This window comes from Variovorax sp. 10N412, from assembly GCF_056394985.1.
Genome location: NZ_JBFTIO010000006.1, coordinates 323700 through 342911 on the forward strand (window position 1 = coordinate 323700; position 19212 = coordinate 342911).

General features: G+C 70.5%; 12 protein-coding genes. All 12 read left to right on the top strand.

Annotation, left to right across the window (positions count from 1 at the left end):
* The first annotated feature begins 16 nt into the window (after positions 1-16).
* Positions 17-766 (top strand): hypothetical protein, encoded by a 750-nt coding sequence (locus AC1DJH_RS17305; RefSeq protein ID WP_472126912.1) that lies wholly within the window; start codon positions 17-19, stop codon positions 764-766.
* 27 nt (positions 767-793) lie between these two features.
* A complete protein-coding gene (locus AC1DJH_RS17310) occupies positions 794-1960 on the top strand; it encodes a hypothetical protein (protein ID WP_478186510.1) in 1167 nt (388 codons plus the stop codon).
* 254 nt (positions 1961-2214) lie between these two features.
* Positions 2215-4203, top strand: coding sequence for a caspase family protein (locus tag AC1DJH_RS17315; RefSeq protein ID WP_478186511.1), 1989 nt, complete (start codon positions 2215-2217; stop codon positions 4201-4203).
* A gap of 51 nt (positions 4204-4254) precedes the next feature.
* Complete coding sequence (locus AC1DJH_RS17320; protein WP_472126812.1) at positions 4255-4812, top strand: type VI secretion system tube protein Hcp; 558 nt, start codon at positions 4255-4257, stop codon at positions 4810-4812.
* Positions 4813-4844: 32 nt separating this feature from the next.
* Positions 4845-5681, top strand: coding sequence for a type VI secretion system accessory protein TagJ (locus AC1DJH_RS17325; protein WP_478186512.1), 837 nt, complete (start codon positions 4845-4847; stop codon positions 5679-5681).
* Positions 5674-6186 carry a type VI secretion system baseplate subunit TssE gene (gene tssE / locus AC1DJH_RS17330; protein ID WP_472126818.1) on the top strand — a complete coding sequence of 171 codons (513 nt, stop codon included), beginning with the start codon at positions 5674-5676 and terminating at the stop codon, positions 6184-6186. The genes AC1DJH_RS17325 and tssE overlap by 8 nt, the downstream gene beginning before the upstream one ends.
* Positions 6187-6297: 111 nt before the next feature.
* Entirely contained in the window at positions 6298-8190 is a 1893-nt protein-coding gene (tssF, locus tag AC1DJH_RS17335; RefSeq protein WP_478186513.1) for a type VI secretion system baseplate subunit TssF, read from the top strand.
* A complete protein-coding gene (tssG, locus tag AC1DJH_RS17340) occupies positions 8187-9305 on the top strand; it encodes a type VI secretion system baseplate subunit TssG (RefSeq protein WP_478186514.1) in 1119 nt (372 codons plus the stop codon). Before tssF ends, tssG begins: the two co-directional genes overlap by 4 nt.
* 72 nt (positions 9306-9377) lie before the next feature.
* Entirely contained in the window at positions 9378-12158 is a 2781-nt protein-coding gene (tssH, locus tag AC1DJH_RS17345; protein ID WP_478186515.1) for a type VI secretion system ATPase TssH, read from the top strand.
* A 335-nt stretch (positions 12159-12493) separates the two neighbouring features.
* Positions 12494-15526, top strand: a complete 3033-nt coding sequence (locus AC1DJH_RS17350; RefSeq protein WP_478186516.1) for a type VI secretion system Vgr family protein — start codon at positions 12494-12496, stop codon at positions 15524-15526.
* A 24-nt stretch (positions 15527-15550) separates the two neighbouring features.
* A complete protein-coding gene (locus AC1DJH_RS17355; protein ID WP_478186517.1) occupies positions 15551-18145 on the top strand; it encodes a DUF2169 domain-containing protein in 2595 nt (864 codons plus the stop codon).
* Positions 18142-19194, top strand: a complete 1053-nt coding sequence (locus AC1DJH_RS17360; RefSeq protein WP_478186518.1) for a pentapeptide repeat-containing protein — start codon at positions 18142-18144, stop codon at positions 19192-19194. Before AC1DJH_RS17355 ends, AC1DJH_RS17360 begins: the two co-directional genes overlap by 4 nt.
* Positions 19195-19212: the final 18 nt, after the last annotated feature.

The following is a 19212-nucleotide window of genomic DNA, read 5'->3' on the forward strand; positions in this document are numbered from 1 at the left end:
GGCGCCTCGAACCTCCATGCAGGAAACCCTTTCGTCCGCCGAGAGCTCTGAACTCGTTCGCCTGTGGCGGCGCAGGCAGACGCTGTCGCCGCATGACATGGGCGCCATGTACCGCATCGTGGGCGAGGCGCTGGGGGCCTGCAACCCGCCCGAGCTGCAGGTGCTGGGCGAGGGCCGGCAGGAGCTGGTGGCGCAGTTCATCTACGTGAAGGTGCTGCGGCTCGATGCCGACCCCGACGAGGCCGACGAACGCGCGGGCCACAGCGCGCCGTCCACCGCCTTCGCGCTGTGCGCGTACTTCCGCCGCTACCTCATCGACTGCACGCGCGCGAGTTCCTTTCGCCGCAAGCTGTCCATCGGCGAGCAGATCACCGAGGCGCAGCTCGAAGACGAAGTCGGCGCGGACGAAGACATCGAGGGCTGCCTGGCCGAGCACGGCCTGAGCGCGCAGCGCGTGCAGCTGGCCGCGCGGGCCTTCATCGCCGAGCTGCCCGAGCCCGAGCGCCTGCTGCTGTGCGAGGGCTTCGGCAAGGAGGCCGAGGGCGGGCTGTCGGGCATCGCGTCGCGCCACGCCATTGCGTCGTACCACTACCGCGCGGGGCGCCTGGGGCTGGTGCACAAGCGCGAGGGGCTGACGGCCGACTACGCGAAGACCCGGCTCGGCGGCTGGATCCAGCAGACGCTGGGCATCGCGCTGGAGCCCGACAACATGGGCGCGATCCTGCAGGTTTTCAAAATCCTGGGTGCTGAAGCGTCTTATGCCTGAAGACATAGCCATTCAGGAACAGACGCCATGACCCACGACCTCTGGCCCCCGCTCAGCGTGATCCGCAACGCGCTCGAAACCGGCGCCGCCGTGCCCGACGCCGAGGCGGACGATGAACCTGTTGCGCCCGGTGCGGTCGTCGTGGCCCTGCCGGGCGCGGTCCGCGGAACGAGGGCCGAACCCGTACCGAAGGCCCACGCCTCCGACCTGCTGCTGCCGCTGGACGAACTGGCAAGGCGCCGCGAGGCGGTCACGCGGCGCGCCTTCCCGGCGCGCTGGGCGCCGGGAAGGCTCGTCAGCGTGGTGCACGAAGGGCGGCTGCTCGGCGTGCTGCTCGACCGCTGCATCCACGGCGAGCTCTGGCAGGGCTGGATGGCCGCCGCCGAGGCCGACTGGGCCGGCGCCTTCGACGTGCTGCTGGAGCCCGGGGACGAGCCCTTCGAGCCGATGTTCGGCGTCGTGCAGACCTGGAACGTGCTCACGCTAGAACCCCGGGCGCAGCTGTGCGCGCGCGTGCTCGGCGAGCTGTCGGCCACGCGGCTGGCGGCGATCCGCGCGGTGCACGACGAATGGGCCGCGCACACCGCGCCGGACATCGCGCCCGAGCCGGGGCGCATCGCGCTGCGCACCGTGGGCGGTGTGTTCTGCGTGCTGTCGGGCACGCCGCTCGGGCCACAGGACCCGCGGGCCGACTACCAGGGGCTGTACCGCAATGCGGGGTTGGCGTTGAGCGGGGCGCTGGCGCAGCCGCGGGAAGAGGGCACTGAGCCGCCCACGCGCGCTCGGCCGCAGGCGCGGCCCGAAGGCGGCTGGTGGGGCAGCATCCGCCGCTGGTTCGGCGCGGAAGGCTGGGCGCGCCCGGCGTTCGCGGTGCTGGCGGTGTGCGTGCTGGTGCAGAACATCGGGCTGCTCGGCGGGCGCGATGCTGGCGAAGAAGACGAGGTGCGCTTTCGCGCCGTGCCGGCCGCGCCCGCGCCCGGGCCCGCAAGGGCCGACCTGGTGGTGCGCTGGAAGGACGGCGTGCGCATGGACGAGGCCGACCGGCTGCTGCAGTCGATCTCGGCGGACGTGGTGGGCGGGCCCGGTGGGGGCGGTGCATGGCTCCTGCGCGTGCCGGAGCCGGTGGACGCGCTGGCGGTGCTGGCGGATTCGCCGCTGGTCGAGTCGGCCGGACCGGTGTCGCAACGGCCATGACACGCGCCGCAGTGCCTTCGCGTTTCTCCCTCCCCCGYTGGGGGAGGGYMGGGGTGGGGGCSAGCGGCGYATCCATCGAGCGCTCTGCCTGCCCCCATCCCAGCCTTYCCCCAGAGGGGGAAGGAGCCATGCCTTYCTCCCTCCCCTTCCGGGGGAGGGCAGGGGTGGGGGCCAGCGGCGTATCCATCGAGCGCTCTGCCTGCCCCCATCCCAGCCTTYCCCCRGAGGGGGAAGGAGCAAGGCAGCAGCGCTTCTTGCAGGCGCTGCTCGTGCTGTGGCTGCTCGCCTGCGGCAGCCTCGCCTTCGCCACGCCGCGCGCGTTGCTCGTCGGCGTCTCCGAACTAGTCAACCAGCCGCAGGCCCTGTGGCTGCAGGCACCGCGCAACGACGTGATGCTGATGCGCGACGCGCTGCTCAGGCAAGGCTTCGCCGCCCCCGACATCACCGTGCTGGCCGACGGCGTCGGCGGCGCCGCGTTGCCCGAATCGCAAGCCATCCACGAAGCCCTCGCGCGCCTGCTCGCCCAGTCGAAAAGCGGCGACTTCGTGCTGCTGTATTTCTCCGGCCACGGCACCCGCCTGCGCGACACCGCCAAGCGCTACCAGGAGCCCGACGGCCTGTCCGAGAACTTCCTGGCGCGCGACGTGCGCGGCACGCTCGGCGCCGACACGGCGCTCACCGGCGACCTGCGCGATGTGGACTTCGACGCGTGGATCCAGTCCTTCCTTGCGAAGAACGTCTTCATCGCCTCGGTGTTCGACACCTGCTCCGCCAATTCCATGACGCGCGGCGCGGCCGATGTGCCCGCCACCGCCGAGGGCCCGCCCGACGACGAGGTGCGCTGGCGCGGGCTGCGCGCGACGCAGCTCGTGGGCGGCGATGCACCCGCGCGCGCAACGCCGGTGCCCCTGCCCGCCGACGCCGTTCCCCGCGCCCGCTACGTCGCCTTCTTCGCTTCCGAGAGCCACCAGATCACGCCCGAGCTGCGCCTGCCCCGCAAGGCGCGCAATGCCCGTCCGCAGGGCCTGCTGACCTGGGCCGTGGTCGAGGCACTGTCGCGCAGGCCCGCCACCTGGCGCGACCTGTTCGACGGCGTGCTCTCGCTGTATCCGCCGGTCATCGACGAACTGGCGCAGCGCTTTCCCACGCGCGAGCTGCCGTCGCCCGTGGCCGAAGGCAACCTCGACGCGCCGCTGTTCGCCAACAGCGCCGCGCCCGCGTCCACGCGCCCGGTGTGGCGCGCGCAACGCAGCGGCGACAGCCTGTCGGTCAAGGCCGGCCTGCTCGACGGCCTGGCGCAGCAGCAGGAGGTGCGTGTGCTCGCCACGCTCGACGACGGCGCGGTGCGCAGCGCCGCGGCCACCGTCGCGCAGATCAAGCCGGGCGCTGCGTGGCTTGCGCTGCCCGCGGCATTGAAGGAGGTGCCGGGCAGCGCCTTCTGGAGCGTCACGCCCTTGGGCGAACCCGCCGCCACCGCCTTGCGGGTGCGCGCCGACAGGCCCTTGCCCGCCGGCCTGAGCCTGGACTACCCGGCCGCGATCCGCGCGGCCGACGAGGCATCGGGCGCCGACGTGCGCTGGACCGACCTCGGCGCCGCGGGCCATCGCATCGAACTGCTTGCGCCGATGTTCGGCACCGCGGTGTCCAGCGTGGTCGTGCCCGACACCGCCGCGCTGCGCCGCCGCCTGCAGGCCCTGGCGCAGCTCAAGTGGCTTGGCCAACTGCAGGCCTACGGCAGCGGCGGCCAGCTCGACGGCTTCGACGCCGCGCTCGAAGTCTTGAACGCCGGCAACCTGCTGCGCAGCGTGAGCGTCGCGCAGGCCGCCAGCGTGCTGCCTTCGCTGCGCACGGGCGAGCGCATGCGCCTGAGCGTGCGCAACACCAGCGGCCGCTCGCTCGACCTCGTCATCGCCGGCATCGACGCGCGCGGCACGCTGCAGTCGGTGTACCCCGACGCGCTCGGCGAAACCAACCGCTTCAAGCGCGGTACGCCCGAGCAGCCGGCGGTCCAGCGTTTCGAGCTGCCCTGGCTCGACGCGGCGGGCGACGCGCGCCTGCTGGTCATGGCCGTGCCCGTCACGCCCTACAGCGCGCCGCGCCTGTTCGGCGTGGGCTTCACGCAGGCCGATGTGTCGCAGGTGCGCGTGCGTGGCGGGCAGCCGCCGCCCGAGCGCGGCGAGCGCGAGGTCTTTGCCGCGCTGCTGCGGCGCGGCGGCCCCTTGGACGGCGGGGCGCGGCCATGAGGCTCGCACGCCCGAGCCCGGTTCAGTCTTTTTCCGAACAACGGAGGTGATATGGCATTGATCGACGACGGCTCCTGGAGTCCTGAAGATGCGCGGCAGTTCTACGAGCTGGTGGGCGCCGGCTCGGCCGACACCGACCTGGTCATGATGATCGAGAGCAAGGGCGCGCCGGTCGAAGGCGAGCTCGAGCGCTCGTTCGAGGACGGCAAGGCGCGCCTGAGCATCGGCGGCTACTACTGGTCGGTGCAGGTGCCCGAGTCTTCCGCGCAGAACCAGGTGGTGCCCAACAACCTGATCGTGGCGCGGCGCAGCGACGCGGCCACCGCCACCCTCGCGAGCCTGCTGCGCGCGCAGGAGAAAGACCTGAAGGTGGTCATCAGCGCCTTCAAGTCGGGCGGCGACCAGCGTGCGCCCGACGCGCAGTCGACCTTCGAGATGGTGCTGGAGAACGCGCGCATCTGCCGCCTGGTGCTCAACTCCGGCGGCAACTGGGGCGTGCCCTCGGAGCTGATCTCCATCAGCTACCGCACGGTGAAGATCAAGTCGGCCCCGCAGAAGGCGACCGGCGCGCGCGGCGCGGTGCGCGAATGCCAGTTCACCCGCGCCTGAACACATCGCGCACACCGCAAGGAACACACGCCATGACGACCGCCGCCGAATTCCTCAAGGCCGCCGACCCGGTGGCCGCCCTCCAGGCCCTGAGCGACGATGTGCGCGCCAGGCCGGCCGACAGCAAGCACCGCGTCTTCATGGCGCAGCTGCTGTGCGTGCTCGGGCAATGGGAGCGCGCGCTCAACCAGCTCACCGTCGCGGCCGAACTCGACGCGCTGGCCGTGCCCATGAAGCAGGTGTACGGCGAAGCCGTGCGCTGCGAAGGCCTGCGCGCCGAGGTGTTCGCCGGCACGCGCACGCCGATGATCTTCGGCCAGCCCGACGAGTGGCTGGCGCTGCTCATCGAGTCGCTGCTGCGCGAGGGCCGCGGCGAAAGCGCACTGGCCGAAGACCTGCGCCAGCGCGCCTTCGACGGCGCCCCCGCCATGGCCGGAACCATCGACGGCACACCCTTCGAATGGCTCGCCGATGCGGACATGCGCCTCGGTCCGGTGCTCGAGGCCTTCGTCAACGGCAAGTACTACTGGATTCCCTACGCGCGGCTCGCGCACATCAAGATCGAGCCGCCCGAAGACCTGCGCGACTGCGTGTGGATGCCCGCGCACCTGCAGTTCGAGAACGGCGGCGAAACCCTGGCGCTGATTCCCACGCGCTACGAAGGCACCGAGAAGAGCGAAGACGGCGAGCTGCTTCTCGCGCGCAAGACCGAGTGGCGCGAGCTGCGCCCCGAGGTATGGGCCGGCCACGGCCAGCGCGTGCTCGGCAGCGATGCGGGCGAGTACGCGCTGATGGACGTGCGCGAGATCCTGTTCACGCCGGCCGCCGCGTCTGGGGTCGAGGGCGCCGAGGGCGTTGTCGATGGCTGAGCTCACCGCGCAGGAGCGCCTGCAGCCTTCGCTGCTCGACCGCCTCGTCGACCACGCGCCCACCGAGCAACGCGAGGGCGACGACAAGCGCACGCTGACCCGGCAGGCGCTGCGGCAGGCCGTGCTGCGCGACCTGGGCTGGCTCTTCAATGCCACGGGCTACGGCCTTGCGATGGACGACAAGCAGTACCCGAACGTGGCGCGCTCGGTCCTGAACTACGGATTGCCTATGCTGTCTGGCCAGTTCACCTCGTCGGTGCAGCGTGTCAGCATGGAACAGGCTTTGAAGAACGCAATCCTGCAGTTCGAGCCGCGCATTTTGTCCCGCACCCTCGAAGTGGAACTCGTCATGGAAGGCGCCGCACTGGACTCCCACAACAGCATCGGCCTGCAGATCCGCGGCATGCTGTGGGCGCAGCCCGTGCCGCTGGAGTTCCTGATGCGAAGCCGAGTCGATCTTGAAGAAGGCCGCATAGAGATCGTGGACATGGCGCAGAAACTATGAGCCCCCCGGCTTTTCACTGCGCTGCGCTTCGTGTAATTCGCCACCCCCCGAGGGGGAGGCGCGGCTCGCCTTGGGGCGGCCCGGCGGCGGCCGCCTTCCCGGAGCAATGACATGGACCCTCGGCTGCTGAGCCTGTACGAGCAGGAACTGCGCTACTTCCGCGAAAGCTCCGCCGAGTTCGCGCGCGCGTTCCCGAAGATCGCGCACCGCCTGGGCATCGAAGGCCAGGAAGTGGCCGACCCGTATGTGGAGCGGCTCATCGAGGCCACCGCGTTCCTGTCGGCGCGCGTGGGCCTGAAGCTGGACGCCGAGTACCCGCGCTTCACGGGCCACCTGCTGGACATCGTCTATCCGCACTTCCTCGCGCCCACGCCGGCGATGGTGGTCGCGTCGTTCGTGGCCGACCCCGACGATGCCAACCTCGCGACCGGTCCCACGCTGCCGCGCGGCAGCGGCCTGCGCGCGCGGCAGGCCGTGGGGCAGAACACGCACTGCGAGTTCCGCACCGCGAGTGCGCTGCGCATCTGGCCCATCGAGATCCAGCGCGCGCAGTACTTCACCTACGCGCCCGACCTGCCGCTGAACGTGCACCCGCAGTCGCGCGCCATTCGCGGCGGCCTGCGCATCGCGCTGCGCGCCACGGCGGGCCTGAACTTCAGCCAGATCGCGCTCGACGACCTGGTGCTGCACTTCAGCGGCGCCGAAGACGTGGCCTGGCAGCTGCACGAATGCGCGCTGGGCCAGCCCGTCGGCGTGTTGGTGCGGCCGCTCGCGCCCGGCGGCGCATTGCAAGGCACCGCGCGGAGCCTGCCGGCCAGCGCCATCGGCGCGGTCGGCTTCGAGGAAGACGAGGCCCTGCTGCCCGCGACCGCCACCGGCTTCTCGGGCTTTCGGCTGCTGCAGGAGTACTTCGCCTTTCCGCAGCGCTTCCAGTTCGTGCGCATCGGCGGCCTGAAGGCGCTGCTCGCGGCCATGCCGGTGACCGAGGTCGAACTCGTGCTGCTGTTCTCGCGCGGCGACGCGGCACTCGAAAAGCTGGTGAGCGCCGACAACGTGCAGCTGCACTGCGTGCCGGCCATCAACCTGTTCACCAAGCGGCTCGACCGCGTGCCCCTGACCGAGGGCGTGAGCCAGTTCCACCTGGTGCCCGACCGCACGCGCCCGCAGGACTTCGAGGTGCACACCGTCACCGAGGTCATCGGCCACGGCGCGCCCGGCGCCGACGCCACCGCGGCGGAGCAGGCGTTCCGGCCCTTCTATTCGGCCTTCCACGGCAGCCGCACCAGCCACCCGGCCTACTTCACCACCACGCGCGAGCCGCGCATGCTCTCGGTCCGCCAGCGCACCGAGGGCCATCGCAGCAGCCATATCGGCTCCGAGGTCTACATGCAGATCGTCGATCCGCAGCAGGCGCCGTATGCGGCCACGCTGCGCCAATTGGCGGTGAGCGCGCTGTGCACCAACCGCGACCTGCCGCTGTTGATGCCGCTGGGCCGCGAGAACGACTTCGACTGCGTCGATTCCTTCCCCGTGCAGCGCGTGCGCATGGTGCGCGGGCCGTCGCGGCCGGTGTCGCCGGTGGTGAGCCAGGGCCTCGGATGGCGCGTGGTCGACCACCTCGCGCTCAACTACCTGTCGCTGTCCGACAGCACGCCCGAGCAGGGCGCCGCCGCGCTGCGCGAGACGCTGATGCTCTACGCGGTGCATGCGGACGAGATGCGCCAGGGCCAGGTGCGCGGCCTGCTGTCGGTGAAGAGCAGGCCGGTGGCGCGTCGGCTGCCGCTGAAAGGGCCGATCGCCTTCGGCCGCGGGCTCGAAGTGACGCTCGAGGTCGACAAGGACGCCTTCCACGGCCACAGCGCGTTCCTGTTCGGCGCCGTGCTCGCGCGCTTTCTGTCGCGCCATGTCGAGGTGAACCATTTCGTCGAGACCGTGCTGCGCGTGGCGGGCCGGGGCGAGACCATGCGTTGGAGGCCGTTGTGCGGGACGCGGCAGATCCTGTGAGCGCCGCCCGGCCGCCCGAAGGCGCTCGCCCCCTCGCCCGCGAGGAGGGAGGCGACGTCCGCGAAGCGGCGAGCCCGGGGGAGTCGGTACGCACCCGGGTCGACGCGGCGCTGCGCGCGTGGTCGGCCGAGCCGTGGGCCTGCGACTATTTCGCGGTGATGCGCCGGCTGGAGTCGGTGGCCGGCACCACGCCGCGCTGGGGCCGCGCGCTGCTGCCCGGCGCCGAGCCGGTGCGCGTGGGGCAGGAGCCGTCGCTGTCGTTCGCGCCCGCCAGCTTCAGCCGCTTCGAGCCCGCCACCGCGCATTCGCCGCCGCGCCTGCGCCAGCAGTTCTTCGGCTACATCGGCCCGAACGGTCCGCTGCCGGTGCACCTGAGCGACTTCATCCGCGAGCGCAGCCTGAACCACGGCGACCCGACCTGGCTGGCCTTTCTGGACAGCTTCTCGCACCGCTTCTCGCTGCACTTCTACCGTGCCTGGGCGCAGTCGCGCCCGGCCGTGGCGCTGGACCGGCCGGGCGAAGACCGCTTTCGCCTGCAGGTGGGCGCGCTGGTGGGCATCGGCACGCCGGGGCGCACGCAGCGCGACGAGATCCATGACGACGCGCGCCTGCATTTTTCAGGCTGGCTCGCGCGCCGCGTGCACAACGTGGAGAGCGTGGAGCGCGTGCTGTGCAGCTACTTCGGCGTGCCCGTGACGCTGGAGCGCTGGGTCGGCCACTGGATGCGCCTGCCCACCGAAGAGCTCACGCGGCTCGGCCAGGGCGAGAGCTCGCGCTCGATGGGCATGGGCGCGATGCTGGGCACGCGCGCATGGGACCGCCAGCACCGCGTGCGGCTGCACCTGGGACCGCTCACGATCGCGCAGTACCGCATGTTCCTGCCGACAGGCGATGCGCGGCCCGTGCTGCAGCGCTGGATGCAGCAGCTGCTGGGCGACGAGCTCGAATGGGACGCCGAGCTCGCGCTCGAAAAGGCCCAGGTGCCGCCCACGCGCCTGGGCAGTGCCAAGGGCAATGCACCGCGCCTGGGCTGGGTCTCGTGGCTCGGCGAGCGGGCGCGCAGCCGCGATGCGGCCGACGTGCGCATCGGCAGTCAACCGGTGGGCGCGCGTTGATGCGGCCCGGCCTTTCAGTACGTCTTTCAAACCACCCAGCTTCATTCGTCCAGAAGAGATACGGAGTCCTCCATGAGTGAAATCAGCCGCACCGCCCTGTTCGGAAAACTCAATTCGCTGGCCTACAAGGCCATCGAAGGCGCCACGGTGTTCTGCAAGATGCGGGGCAATCCCTACGTGGAGCTGGAGCACTGGTTCGCCCAGCTGCTGCAGGCGCAGGACTCCGACCTGCACCGCGTGATCCAGCACTACGGCCTGGACGTGTCGGTCGTCGCGAAAGACCTGACCGCCGCGCTCGACCGCCTGCCGCGCGGCGCCACCGCCATCAGCGACTTTTCGCCGCACATCGAGAACGCCATCGAGCGCGCGTGGACCTACGCCACCCTGCAGTTCGGCGAGGCGCAGGTGCGCACCGGCTACATCCTGGTGGGCATGCTGAAGACGCAGAGCCTGCGCAACCCGCTGTTCAACCTGTCGAAGCAGTTCGAGAAGGTCAAGGCCGAAGACCTGGCCGACAACTTCGCCAGGATCTGCGATGCGTCGCCCGAATCGCAGATGCGCGCGCAGGACGGCACCGGCTTGGGGCAAGGCGCCCCCGGCGAAGACTCGGGCGCGATGGCGCCGGCCGCCATGGGCAAGGGCGACGCGCTGAAGAAATTTGCCGTCGACCTCACGGAAAAAGCCAAGAAGGGCGAGATGGACCCGGTGACCGGGCGCGACGAAGAGATCCGCCAGATCGTCGACATCCTCATGCGTCGCCGCCAGAACAACCCGCTGCTGACCGGCGAGGCCGGCGTCGGCAAGACGGCGGTGGTGGAAGGCTTTGCGCAGCGCCTGGCGCGCGGCGACGTGCCGCCGCAGCTGAAGGACGTGAAGCTGCTCACGCTGGACATCGGCCTGCTGCAGGCCGGCGCGAGCATGAAGGGCGAGTTCGAGCAGCGCCTGCGCCAGGTGATCGACGAGGTGCAGAGCTCGCCCACGCCCATCATCCTTTTCATCGACGAGATCCACACGCTGGTGGGCGCGGGCGGCGCGGCCGGCACCGGCGATGCAGCCAACCTGCTGAAGCCCGCGCTGGCGCGCGGCAACCTGCGCACCATCGGCGCGACGACGTGGGCCGAGTACAAGAAGTACATCGAGAAAGACCCGGCGCTCACCCGCCGCTTCCAGGTGGTGCAGGTGCCCGAGCCCGACGAGGTGAAGGCGATATTGATGCTGCGTGGCGTGGCCAGCGTGCTGGAGAAGCACCACCGCGTGCAGCTGCTCGACGAGGCCATCGAGGCCGCGGTGAAGCTCAGCCACCGCTACATTCCCGCGCGGCAGTTGCCCGACAAGGCGGTGAGCCTGCTCGACACGGCCTGCGCGCGCGTGGCCGTGAGCCAGCACGCCACGCCGCCCGAAGTGGAAGACTGCATGCGCCGCATCGAGGGGCTCACGGTCGAGCAGGAAATCATCGGCCGCGAGGAGGCCATCGGCATCGACGTGACCAAGCGTGCGGCGCAGGTGAGTGCGCTGCGGGCGGAATCGAAGGTGCAGCTCGATGCGCTGAATGCGCGGTGGAAGGAAGAGAAGGGGCTGGTGGATCGGCTGCTTGAACTGCGTGCCAAACTGCGGGCGGGGAACAAGCCGGTGGATGCTTCTTCACTCCCTCCCCCCCCGGGGGAGGGCGGGGGTGGGGGCTCGACGGCCTCGACATCATCGTCGGCCATTGATGCGCCGCTGCCCCCACCCCAACCCTCCCCTGGAGGGGGAGGGAGCGAGAACCGCGCCGCGCTGCTGGCCGAACTGCACGAGCTGCAGGCCAAGATCCAGGCGGTGCAGGGAGAAAGCCCGCTCATCCTGCCTTCGGTCGACGAGCAGGCCGTGGCCTCCGTGGTCGCCGACTGGACCGGCATTCCGGTCGGCCGCATGGTCAAGAACGAAGTGGAGGCGGTGCTGAAGCTCGCCGACACGCTCAACCAGCGCGTGATCGGCCAGAAGCACGGCCTGGAGATGATCGCGCGCCGCATCCAGACCTCGCGCGCGCGCCTGGACAACCCGCAGAAACCCATCGGCGTGTTCATGCTGTGCGGCACTTCGGGCGTGGGCAAGACCGAGACGGCGCTGGCGCTGGCCGAGGCGCTGTATGGCGGCGAGCAGAACATCATCACCATCAACATGAGCGAGTTCCAGGAGGCGCACACGGTCTCCACGCTCAAGGGCGCGCCCCCGGGCTACGTGGGCTACGGTGAGGGCGGCATCCTGACCGAGGCGGTACGCCGCCGGCCGTACAGCGTGGTGCTGCTCGACGAGGTCGAGAAGGCCCACCCGGACGTGCACGAGATCTTCTTCCAGGTGTTCGACAAGGGCTGGATGGAAGACGGCGAGGGCCGCATGATCGATTTCAAGAACACGATCATCCTGCTCACCACCAACGCGGGCAGCGAGCTGGTGATGAGCATGTGCCGCGACCCCGAACTGCTGCCCGATTCGAACGCGCTGGCCGATGCGCTGAAGGCGCCGTTGATGAAGGTGTTCCCGCCCGCGCTGCTGGGCCGCATCGTCACCATTCCCTATTACCCGTTGTCGCCGGACATGATGAAAAAGATCGTGCGGCTGCAGCTGGGCCGCATCAAGAAGCGCGTGGAAGCCAACCATGGCGTGCCCTTCGACTACAGCGAGGCGGTGGTGGACCAGGTGGTGGCGCGGTGCCAGGACCCGGAGTCGGGCGGGCGCGTGATCGACGCGATCCTTACCAACACGGTGTTGCCGACGATCTCGGTCGAGTACCTGCAGCGGCTGGCTTCCGGTGGGGAAATTCGCCGTGTTGCGCTCGATGTGAAGGACGCGGACTTCACTTACGCCTTCGACTGAAATGAACAGCTGCTTTTCGTTGTGTCGCTGCAGGGTTCATTCGGGGCGCACTCACGCCGACGGGGTGCCTTGCTCCGCGAATGTCCCCCGGGGCTGCGCCCCTCCTCCTTTATTTCGCTGCGCAAGGCACCCGATCGGCGTGAGCGTTGTTCGCAGCGGTCGTTGGTCGAGCTGCACGACGGCCGCGCTCGGTGTGCACAGGGCGTCGGGTGCTCCCCGCAGCGAAATAAAGGAGGAGGGCGAAGCCCGGGGGACATTCGCGGAGGGGAGTACCCGGCGGCCTGTGCACACGCCCTGAACAGCAGCGCCAAAGAAAGACAGCAAAAGAGAAAACAATGGCCGACAACGAGTTCCGCATAGACAGCGATTCCCCCGCCAAGGACGACCTCATGTTCTGGCGCATCGTGGGCCACGAGGCGCTGGCGCGTCCGTCGGCCTACGAGCTCACGGTGCTGTCGAAGAACAAGGCGCTCGACGCCAAGGACATCCTCGGCCATGCCTTCGACGTCGTCATCGTATTCAAGGACGAAGACGGCGGCACGCACGAGCGGCACTGCCAGGGCCACGCCGTGCGCTTCGTGCGAGCGGGCCACATGGGCCGGCACTGCGAATACCGAATCACCCTGCGCTCCTGGTTCTGGCTGCTCACCAAGCGCGCCAACTCCCGCATCCTGCAGGACAAGAAGATTCTCGAAGTGCTCGACGCCGTGTTCGAAGACAGCCCCATCAAGCGCTTCAAGAAAACCAAGGCCGACAACGTCATCGGCACGCACAACCCGCGGCGGTACTGCGTGCAGCACCAGGAAAGCGACTACCAGTTCCTGTCGCGCCTGCTCGAGGACGAGGGCATCTACTACTGGTTCGACGCGCACGACGCGCCCGGCACCATGCACCTGTCGGACGCCAGCGACCTCGCGCACGACAAGCTGCCCGTGGCCGACACCCTGCGCCACATGGCCGCCAACGCCGCCGAGCCGCGCTTCAACGAAATCTCGCGCTGGGTGAGCGCGCGCCAGTTCGACACCGGCAAGCATGCCTCGCGCGACAGCGACTTCAAGGCCATCAAGAAGAAGCTCGGCGCCGACATCGATTCCTCCGACGACCACGAACTGGCCAACCTCGAAGTGTTCGAGTTTCCCGGCGGCTACTTCACGGGCGACGACGCCGAAACCCGCGCCAAGCTGCGCGGCGACGAACTCAATGCGCGGCGCGACCGCCACTGGGCCGTGACGCCGTGGCCCGACGTTGCCGCCGGGCGCGGCTTCAAGTTCGAGGGCGACCCCGACGGCACGCGCAACGGCGACTACGTCATCGCGGCATGCACCTTCGTGGCCAGCCACCGCGGCTACGAAGGCGTGAGCGCCGCCAAGGCCGCGGCGCGGTCCGTGCACGACGCGCTGGCCGACGTGCTGCAAGACGACGCCGTCAACGCCGACACGCTGCCCGTGCTCCAGGAGCTGATGGCCGCCACCCCCGCGCTGGCCGCCGCACAGACGGGCGCCAGCATCTTCCTGCTCACCGTGATGCCGGCGGAGCGCCTGTTCCGCGCGCCGCGCCTCACGCCGCGCGTGACCATGCCGGGCCCGCAGACCGCCATCGTGGTCGGCCCCAAGGGCGACGAACTGCACGTGGACGACCACGGCCGCGTGAAGGTGCACTTTCACTGGGACCGCTACGACGAGAGCAACGAGAAGTCCACCTGCTGGGTGCGCGTGTCGCAACCCTGGAGCGGCAAGGGCTGGGGCGGGTACTTCATTCCGCGCATCGGGCAGGAGGTGATCGTCGACTTCCTCAACGGCGACCCCGACCGCCCCATCATCGTGGGCCGCGTCTACAACGACGACCAGCCCATTCCCTACAAGTCGCCCACGCAGAGCGGTTTCAAGACCCGCTCCACGCCCGGCGGCGGCCCCGCGAACTACAACGAGATCATGTTCGAGGACAAGAAGGGCGAGGAGAACATCAACATCCACGCCGAGCTCGACATGAGCCGCAGCGTGGAGCGCGACGACGGCACCACGGTGGACCGCGACCAGAGCATCACCGTCAAGCGCGACCAGACCCACCATGTGGAGCGCGACCGCAAGAGCACCGTGACGCGCAACGACACCAACATGGTGGTGGTCGACCAGAAGAACACCGTCAAGGGCAAGCAGAACAACCAGGTGGTGGGCAACCGCGACACCTTCGTGGACAGCAACGACACGCTCACGGTGACCGGCACGCACACCACCGACGTGACCGGTGCGCGCAAGGACACCTCGCGGGCCGGCGAAACCCGCAGCGTGATCGGCAACCAGACCGTCACCGTGAGCGGCAACCTGACCTACAAGGCCGCGAAGATGAGCTTCGAGGCCGGCCACATCGACTGGCTGGTGACGGGCGCCAGCTCCAAGTACATCACCGTGCCCACCGGGCCGCTGGGCCTGATGGCCAACAAGATCAAGATGATGAGCAACACCGGCATCGAGATGATGGCCGTGGGCAGCATCGACGCCACCTCGGTCGGGGCGAACACCACCATCCTCGGGCCCAACACCAGCGGCTACATCGGCATGAACAGCGAGGCCAACCTGGGCATCGCGCGCTCCACCTTCATGGGCATGAGCATCGAGAGCGCGCTGGCGATCTCCATCTCCAACTTCGTCGGCGTGGCCATCGAGAACTCGCTGGGCGTGAAGCTGCTGAACGGCGCGGCGCCCGAGATCAAGTCCTTCGCCATCGACCTGCAGCAGGCCGGCCTGCACACCTTCACGCCGGGTGTGGGCGCGGGCGCCGGCGACGCGGCCGCCGTGGCGGGCATCCTGGGCGCGGTGGTGGGCGCGGCGGGTGCCGACGCCGACATTGCCGCGACGCTGAAGCAGTACGCCGACGCGGCCAAGGCGCTGGACGAGGCGGCGCAGGAAGCGGCCGACCAGGGCCTGCCGGGCCTCGCGGGCCGGCTGGCGAGCCTGGCCGGCGCGACGCGGGGCCGGCAGGCGGCCGGCCAGTTCGGCTCGGACTCGCTGTTCGGCACGGTCGGCATGATCGTGGGCGAGGGCGCCATGGCCACCTTCGGCATCGACACGCCGGCGGAGACGCTGGGCAAGGAGCCGTCCATCAACTCGGACGGCTCGGCCATACCGCCACCACCGCCGGCCGCGCCCGCGGGGGGCGGTGCCAGCGCCGGCGCCGGCGCCAGCGGCAGCAGCGACGGCGCAGGTGCGGGCGGTGCCGGGGGGGCCGGTGGCGCCAGCGGAGGAGCGGGCGCAGGTGGTGCCGGTGGTGCGGGCGGCGGTGCGGGTGGCAGCAGCGCCGGCAGCGCGGGGGGCGCGGGTGGCGCAGGTGGCGCCGGCGGTGCCAGCGGCGGCAGCGGCAGTTCGTCGTAGCAGGCGATCCACAGGCACGCAGCCATGCAGATCCTCAAACCCCAGGCACTCGGCCTTTCCACGCGGCCCATCGAGTTCCGCAAGCGCTACGGGCTCAGCATCAGCGCGTACCTGCACCTGCCGTTCGCGCAGGGCGAGCGCGGTTGCCTGTGGGCCGAGCAGTCGATGTGGTCCTTCCTGGCGAAGGAAATGGCGCAGCCGCTGATCGACGAAGGCGTGGTCAAGCTCACGCCCGAGTTCCTGGTGCACGGCCAGGCCTTTGCGCCTGCGGACCGGCCGAACGCCTGCGCCGTGCGCGCCCGCTTCGGCACGCAGGAAAAGACCCTGCTGGTGTTCGGCGACCGCTACTGGGACGGCGCGCAGCCCAGCACGCCGCAGCCCTTCACCGCCATGCCGCTCGGCTGGCCGGCGGCCTACGGCGGCCCCGGCTTCGCGCCCAACCCGCAGGGCAAGGGACGCGAGGCGCGCGACGGCCTCACGTGGCTGCCCAACATCGAGTTGCCCGGCGACCGGCTGCTGCGGCCCGACCAGGCCGTGGCGCCGGCCGGCTTCGGTGCGCTCGACCTCATGCACCCGCAGCGCGCGCAGCACCGCGGCACCTACGACGCCGGCTACCTGAAGCAGCACGCCCCGGGCTTCGCACCCGACACCGACTGGCGCTTCTTCAACCTCGCGCCCGCCGACCAGTGGATGGGCGGCGCGCTGGCCGGCGACGAGACCTTCGCCTTCGACCACATGCACCCCGACATGCCGCGCATCGAGGGGCGCCTGCCCGGCCTGCGCGCGCGCGTGTTCGTCGGCTACAAGGTCGAAGGCGCCGAGCCGAAGGTGCGCGAGGTGCCGCTGCGCCTGACCACCGTGTGGTTCTTTCCGCATGCGCTGCGCTGCATCGCCATCTTCCAGGGGCTGGCCGAGGTCGGCACGGACGACGGCAGCGACGTGCTCAGCCTGATGGGCGCGGTCGAGCGCAACGGCCAGGTGCGCACCGACCGGCACTATCTCGACGCCGCGGCCAAGCGCGCCGACCCGAAGACCGGGCCGCTGTACGCCATCGTCGACAGCGACCTGCTGCCCGAGGGCGTGAGCACCGCCGACCCCGACGTCGAGGTCGCCAAGGCGCCCTTCGCCATGGCCGGCCTGCAGGGCGAGGCGCAACGCCGCCGCGCGCAGGTCGATGTGGAGCTCGCGCGCCAGAAAGCCCGCGACATGGGACAGGACCCCGACGCCCTGGGCATTCGCATGCCGCCGCGCGAAGAGGTGCCACAGGGTGACGCCCTGCCGGCCTACCTCGACAAGGTGGCCAGCGAGATGCAGGCGCAGCAGTGGGCCGCCGTGGAAGACGCCGTCACCACGCTGGAGAAGGCCTATGCCATGTCGGCGCAGCAAAAGATCGACCTGGGTGCGCTCAAGCACCGCGGCCCGCCGCTGTACAAGGCCGACAGACACCTGGCCGAACTGCGCGCGCAAGCCGCGGTGGGCTCGCGCCCACCCGACCTGGCGCCGCTGCTGCCCAAGCTGCAGCAGCTGGAAGACACGCACCGCCAGGGCTACCTGGAAACCGCGCACATGCAGCCGCCCGCCTTCGCCATGGCCGCCACGGAGGCCGCCGCGCTGCGCCAGGAGATGCCGCGCGCCATCGCGGCGGGCATCCGCTTCTTCGCGGGCATCGACTTCACCGGAGCCGACTTCTCGGGCCTCGACCTGCGCGAGCTCAACTTTCAAGGCGCCTGGCTGGAGAGCGTGGACTTTCGCAACGCCAACCTCTCCGGCGCCGACTTCACCGGTGCGGTGTTGGCGCACGCCAGGCTCGAAGGCGCCATCGCCATCGGCGCGAAGTTCTGCAAGGCCAACCTCGGCAAGGCCGCGCTCGCAGGCGGCGTGTTCGACGGCGCCGACTTCTCCGGGGCCGTGCTCATGCGCTGTGCACTGGCCGGCACGCAGATGCGCCGCGCGCAGTTCGCCGGCGCCAACCTGCTCGAAACCACTTGGGGCCAGGCCGACTGGGAAGGCGCGCTGCTCGCGGGCCAGACCTTCCACAAGCTCGACCTGCGCGGCATGCGCTGGCCCGCGGCCGACCTGTCGGTGTGCAACTTCATCGAGTCGGACCTGTCCGGCGTGGACCTGCAGGGCGCGAAGCTGGAAGGCGCGACCTTCGTCACCTGCACGCTGACCGGCGCCAACCTGCGGATGGCGCAGTGCGCCGGCGCGGTGACCGTGAAGAACACCCGCCTGGCCGGCGCGGACCTGGGCGGCGCCGACCTGCGGCGCTTCAACTTCGGCGGCGCAGACCTGCGCGGCGCGACGCTGGTGCGCGCGGTGCTCGACGGCGCCAACCTGTGCGAGGCGCTGCTGGACGGCGCCGACCTGCGGCTGGCCAGCGCCAAGGGCGCGCTGCTGCGCATGAGCCGCTGCGCCGGCGCGCTGCTGTCGGGCGTGAACTTCAACGACGCGGTGCTGCAGAAGGCCGACCTGCGCGGCGCCGACCTGCGGCGCAGCAACCTCTTCGGCGCCGACCTGAGCCGCGTGCGGCTCGACGGCGACACCCAGTTCGACGGCGCGCTGCTGACGCGCGCACGCACCTGGCCGCGCCTGACCCCCGAACAACAGGCGGGCGCATGACCCCGACGCTGCTGGCCCTGGCGGTGCGCGTCGGCGAGACGCTGGAGGGCCTCGACCTGGGGCAGGGCCATTTCGCCGGGCTGGCGCTGGGCGGCGGCGTGTTCTCGCGCGTGCGCTTCGCCGAAGCCGACCTGCGCGGGGCCGACCTGCGCGAGGCGGTGTTCGACCAGTGCGACCTGCGCGGTGCGCTCGCCGCCGGCGCCAACCTGCGCCGCGCGGTGTTCAACCGCTGCCTGCTCGACCATGCCGACCTGCGCCAGGCCAACCTGCACGGCGCGGTGTTCACCGAATGCGACCTGCAGCATGCGCAGCTGGCGCAGGCCGTGCTCACCATGGCCACGCTGGCCAAGAGCACGCTGGCGCACGCCAACCTGCGCGGCGCGCAGCTCGGCTCGGCGGTGTTCACCCAGTCGGTGCTGCTGGACGTGTGCGCGGACGACACCGACTGGCCCTACACCACCGTCAACGAATGCGACCTGTCCCACCTCACGTGGGCCGGTGCGCGCATGCAGCGCAACGTGTTCTTCAAGACCTCGTTGAAGGGCATGTCGTTCGCGGGCCTGGCGCTCGACGGTTGCCAGTTCTCGTCCACCGACCTGAGCGGTGCCGACTTCAGCGGTGTGGTGCTGCAGCAGTGCAACTTCCAGGGCGCGACGCTCGCGGGCGCGAAGTTCGTCAAGGCGGTGGCGCCCTCGGCCATCTTCTGCGAGGCCAACGGCCGGAGCGCGGACTTTGCCGGCGCGCGGCTGCGGCAGGCGCTGTTCACCGGAGCCGCGCTGCCGCAGGCCAACTTCGCAGCCTGCGACCTCTACCAGACGCATTTCGCGGGCGCGAAGCTGCAGGGCGCCAACCTGGCGGGGGCCGACCTGACCTACGCCGACTTCCGGCATGCCGACCTCGGCCGCGCCGACCTGCGCCGCGCCACGCTGCAGCGCACCGTGCTGCACGGCGCGAACACCGAAGACGCGCAGATGACCGACCGCGCGCACGCCATCGAGAACGACCCCGAGCTGGCGGCGGCCGAACGCTGGCAGCCGCTGGTCGCATGACATCCGCACGCATCCAGA

Bases quoted from the DNA above. Each gene is read 5' to 3' on its own strand.
- AC1DJH_RS17305 (WP_472126912.1), top strand. From the start codon at position 17: ATGCAGGAAACCCTTTCGTCCGCCGAGAGCTCTGAACTCGTTCGCCTG.
- AC1DJH_RS17310 (WP_478186510.1), top strand. From the start codon at position 794: ATGACCCACGACCTCTGGCCCCCGCTCAGCGTGATCCGCAACGCGCTC.
- AC1DJH_RS17320 (WP_472126812.1), top strand. From the start codon at position 4,255: ATGGCATTGATCGACGACGGCTCCTGGAGTCCTGAAGATGCGCGGCAG.
- AC1DJH_RS17325 (WP_478186512.1), top strand. From the start codon at position 4,845: ATGACGACCGCCGCCGAATTCCTCAAGGCCGCCGACCCGGTGGCCGCC.
- tssE (WP_472126818.1), top strand. From the start codon at position 5,674: ATGGCTGAGCTCACCGCGCAGGAGCGCCTGCAGCCTTCGCTGCTCGAC.
- tssF (WP_478186513.1), top strand. From the start codon at position 6,298: ATGGACCCTCGGCTGCTGAGCCTGTACGAGCAGGAACTGCGCTACTTC.
- tssH (WP_478186515.1), top strand. From the start codon at position 9,378: ATGAGTGAAATCAGCCGCACCGCCCTGTTCGGAAAACTCAATTCGCTG.
- AC1DJH_RS17350 (WP_478186516.1), top strand. From the start codon at position 12,494: ATGGCCGACAACGAGTTCCGCATAGACAGCGATTCCCCCGCCAAGGAC.
- AC1DJH_RS17355 (WP_478186517.1), top strand. From the start codon at position 15,551: ATGCAGATCCTCAAACCCCAGGCACTCGGCCTTTCCACGCGGCCCATC.
- AC1DJH_RS17360 (WP_478186518.1), top strand. From the start codon at position 18,142: ATGACCCCGACGCTGCTGGCCCTGGCGGTGCGCGTCGGCGAGACGCTG.